The sequence below is a fragment of the Candidatus Schekmanbacteria bacterium genome (assembly GCA_003695725.1).
In the GTDB taxonomy this organism is placed as follows: Bacteria; Schekmanbacteria; GWA2-38-11; order GWA2-38-11; family J061; genus J061.
In genome coordinates this window covers 1-3,697 of sequence record RFHX01000163.1, presented here as the reverse complement: position 1 = coordinate 3,697, position 3,697 = coordinate 1, and the positions used below count along the sequence as shown (strand labels likewise).

The 3,697-nt window shown below is 35.1% G+C and carries 4 protein-coding genes; all 4 read left to right on the top strand.

The annotated features are described in order from the left end of the window. Positions 1-441 (top strand): hypothetical protein (locus tag D6734_06575; GenBank protein RMF94986.1); only part of this gene is annotated, 441 nt, incomplete at its 5' end. Next, positions 419-1,516 carry a glycosyltransferase gene (locus D6734_06570; GenBank protein ID RMF94985.1) on the top strand — a complete coding sequence of 366 codons (1,098 nt, stop codon included), beginning with the start codon at positions 419-421 and terminating at the stop codon, positions 1,514-1,516. The genes D6734_06575 and D6734_06570, both read left to right, overlap by 23 nt. A gap of 63 nt (positions 1,517-1,579) precedes the next feature. Then, entirely contained in the window at positions 1,580-2,560 is a 981-nt protein-coding gene (locus D6734_06565; GenBank protein ID RMF94984.1) for an NAD-dependent epimerase/dehydratase family protein, read from the top strand. A gap of 1 nt (position 2,561) precedes the next feature. Next, on the top strand, positions 2,562-3,578 hold the full coding sequence (locus D6734_06560; GenBank protein ID RMF94983.1) for an undecaprenyl/decaprenyl-phosphate alpha-N-acetylglucosaminyl 1-phosphate transferase: 1,017 nt from the start codon (positions 2,562-2,564) through the stop codon (positions 3,576-3,578). Positions 3,579-3,697 lie beyond the last annotated feature (119 nt).

The window sequence follows — 3,697 nt, the reverse complement described above, 5'->3', positions numbered from 1 at the left end:
TTTCTAAATCCCATCTATGCTATTCCATCAAAGGAGATCTCTTCATTCATTTCAAAAAACTTTGGCAACAGCAATAATTTTGTTATAGCTCCAACAGATACTCTCATTCCTGAATATCTGAATCGAAGGAAAAAAGAATTAAAAGTTTTTTCATACAGAAACCGTTTCAATGCCCTAAAAGAAATTTCTAAAAATCTCCCCGAATATGTAATTATTGCTTATCTTGGGCGTGACAGAACAAAAAGATTGTTTTCTGATGACCCTGCAAAAAAATTGTATGAATTAGGCTATCTGCTTTATGAAGAAGAAAAATATGTGAAAATTGACCCTACCTATTTGATGATAAAAGAATTTCTTTTAAAACGCCAATCATATAAGTATAAACTTATCCTGAAAATTTTTAGATTCAAAAAAGAAAATGGAAATACTTCACATTTATAAAGATTACTATCCTGTTTTAGGCGGCATTGAAAACCACATAAAGATGTTGGCTGAGTCACAGGCAAAATTAGGACACAATGTCAGAGTACTTGTTACAAATCAGAAGAAAAGCAGTAAAATCGAAACAATCAATGGGGTAACAATAATCAAAGCTTCACGCTTTGCAACAGTCGCTTCAACGCCATTGAGTATAACTCTCCCCTTCAAACTTAAAAAGGAAAAACCGGATATCGTCCATATGCATTTTCCCTATCCTGTTGGAGAAACCGCATATCTCTTTTCAGGGATAAAAGCAAAAACAGTGATTACCTATCACAGTGATATTGTAAAGCAGAAATATATTGCATTCTTTTATCGTCCAATTCTCAACAAAGTACTTCAAAAAACAGATGTTATTATTGCAACGAGCGACAACTATATAAAACAGTCACCAATCCTTTCAAAATTCAAAGATAAATGCAAAGTAATCCCGTTGGGAATAGATTTAGATGACTTTAAAGGAGGAGAAACGGAAAAAAGCAAAGAGATTCGCAATAAATATGGAACCCCACTCCTGCTTTTTGTTGGAAAGCTGCGCTATTACAAAGGACTGCCTTATTTGATAAAAGCAATGAACAAAATCGATGCATCGCTCGTAATAGTCGGCTCAGGACCCAAAGAAAAGGAATTGAAAGAATTGGCAAAGGAACTAAATCTTTTGAAGAAAATTCATTTCACAGGAGACATCGACTATAAAGACCTTCCTGATTATTACAGAGCTTGTGATATTTTCATTCTTCCGTCAACGGAAAAGAGCGAAGCATTCGGCACTGTCCTATTAGAAGCAATGGCAGCAGAAAAACCAATAATATCAACAGAATTACATACAGGAACATCCTATGTGAACATAAACAACAAAACAGGACTTGTAGTTGAGCCTGCTGATTCTGATGCTATCGTAAGAGCAGTTGAAAAACTTCTCAAAAATGAAAAATTGATGAAAGAATTCGGTAAAAATGCCTATGAACGGGTTTCTTCCAATTTTTCACTCGAAATTATGACGAAAAGAATAATCGACCTTTATCATTCGCTTTAAAATACATTGATAAAAAAATAGTTCAAAGTATAATTGAATGAATTTTTTTATGGAGATTAAAAATTGAATTGTTTAGTAACAGGGGGGGCAGGGTTCATTGGGTCCCATTTATGTGAAGTTCTTCTCGAAAAGGGGCACAATGTAACCGTAATAGATGATTTATCAATCGGCTCTACAGAAAATCTAAAAGAATTTTTGGAAAATGGCTTAATAAAATTTGTCCAAGGCGATATACTTGAAGAAAGCCTTTTAGACGACTTGATTTCAAAATCTGATATAGTTTTTCATTTAGCTGCTGTCGTTGGCGTAAAACATGTAGTGGACAATCCGGTACGCGGTATCTATGTTAATTATGGGGGAACGGAAAAGGTATTGAGATTATGCCATTTGCATAAAAAAAGGGTAGTTTTTACTTCATCCTCTGAAGTTTATGGTAAAAGTAAAATGATACCCTTTTCCGAAGAGGGAGATATGGTTTTAGGTCCTTCTTATGTTCCAAGATGGTCCTATGCTGTTTCAAAAGCCCTTGGTGAACACTTGGCTATTGGATTGAGCAAGAAAGGATTAGCCGCAACTGTTGTAAGGTATTTCAATGCCTATGGACCTAAATCAAAACCTGATGGTTATGGCAGTGTAGTGGCGAAATTTACTGTCCAGGCAATTAACAATCTGCCTATAACAGTTTTTGGAGACGGCAGCCAGATAAGAGCATTCAGTTATGTGAAGGACATTGCACGGGGCACGATGCTTGCTGGAATGTCAGAAAATTCAGTAGGTAAGATATATAATATTGGCGGAAACAACAAAATAAAGATTTTTGACCTTGCTGAAAAAATAAGAGATATGGTATCGTCATCTTCCCCTATTAAACTAATTCCCCCTGACGAAGAATATGGCAAAAATTTTGAAGATATAGACCTTCGCTGTGCTGATATGAGAAAAGCGCGTGAAGAGCTTAATTTTGAATGTAAAATTTCCTTAGAGGAAGGATTACAGAAAACAATTGAATGGTTTAGGGCAGTCCCTTTAAAAAAACTTGCCTAATATGATTTATCTTTTGCTTATATTCTCATTTGCGCTTATTTTTTCACTTGCTTTAATGCCTATTGCTGAAAGATTAGGTCATAAAACAGGCATTATCAATGCACCCTCATCGGATAGATTAAGCAAAAAAGCCATCCCTCTTTTAGGTGGAGCGGCAATTTATATTTCCTTCTTTCTTGCCCTTTTAATTTTTGGAAAGCAATTTCGAATTCATCAGCTTATAGGTATCATCGTCGGTGCTACAATTATTTCTTTTTTCGGACTTTATGATGATTGGCGTGAAATTTCAGCTTCATTTAAATTTTTTGGGCAAGTCATTCCGGTTGTAATCCTGATAGCAACAGGAATCAAAGTTGAAATTTTCCGAAACGACATTTTAAATATATTCGTGACGATGCTTTGGGTCATTGGAATTACAAATTCAATCAATCTTCTTGACAACATGGATGGCATTGCAGGGGGAGTTTCCGCAATATCTTCACTTTTTTTCTTTGTGCTGTCCACTTTGAACGGCCAATATCTCGTAGCTTCACTTTCTGCAGCTATTGTAGGTGTTTGTCTTGGTTTTTTAAAATACAATTTGAATCCTGCAAGAATCTTTATGGGAGATACAGGGGCACTCTTCTTAGGATTTATTTTGTCTGTTTTAGGTATCAAATTGAGATTCCCTAGAATTCCCTATATCTATACATGGATGATTCCTATCGTTATCTTGGCTTATCCTATAATGGATACAACGCTTGTAACAATATCAAGATTAAGGAGGGGCGTTAATCCTTTTACTACTCCGGGCACAGACCATTCAACACACCGGCTATGCCTTTTGGGCTTATCACATAAACAGGTAGCTCTTTCTGTTTATTGCCTATCAGCTTTCTTTGGAATATTGAGTATAGCGATTTTTAATTTTCCCGGTGTTGTTGGATATTCGATATTTTTTGCGACTCTGTTAATAATTGCTGTAATGATTTTTTATTTTGAATGGATTTATTCAAAGAATAATCGGCTTAAATCTTAATCTCGAATCCTTTTGATGAATTCTTCTAATTGGAATCTTGATGATCTTGGTGCATTTTTTAAGGCGATCTCTGCTTCTTCTATCGCTTTTTTTCTATCACCTTTCAGATTATAAAGTAT